This window comes from Escherichia sp. HH26CH (genome assembly GCF_009820205.1).
Lineage (GTDB): Bacteria > Pseudomonadota > Gammaproteobacteria > Enterobacterales > Enterobacteriaceae > Escherichia > Escherichia coli_F.
On sequence record NZ_VNXM01000071.1, the window covers coordinates 1 to 530 of the forward strand.

The window sequence follows — 530 nt, forward strand, 5'->3', positions numbered from 1 at the left end:
TAAAACACCTCACTGGTGTACTGAAAATTCTGCACGCCGCCTGTTTTGGTCTGGTAGCGTTCATCGAAATTGCCATAGTTTGATGGGGTTATCTGTCCGTTTACAGCGAATGTTATGCTGTTATCCGTATTCCTCTGACTGTAAAAATGCCAGCCCGAGTCATCACCAAGCTCTGCAACTACAGGTCGGGATGAATTACCCCATAAATTAAACGTTGCGTTTTTCGTGGAGTTATTGGCGCTGGATAACGTGAATTTTTTAGCATTTCCGGCCTGAATATTTTTTAACGCTATCGCCACACCATTCTGGAAACAAAATACATGCTGTCCATTCGCATAAACATCCAGAATGCCGTCGCCGTTTTGTTTTATACCTGTATCGTTATCCCCGAAAGCAATTGAGTTTCCGCCCAGCGCGTTCTGAACGCCGATACCCAGTGCACCATTCACCTGAGAACCGCCGCCAACAGACACTTTATGCGACATGGATATTTCACCCGTCCGCAGGTTAATGCTGAACGGTCGCAGTGG

General features: G+C 46.4%; 1 pseudogene. It reads right to left on the reverse strand.

From position 1 onward, the window contains the following. A pseudogene (locus FQ015_RS23295) lies at positions 1-530 on the reverse strand (phage tail protein); the annotation flags it as partial.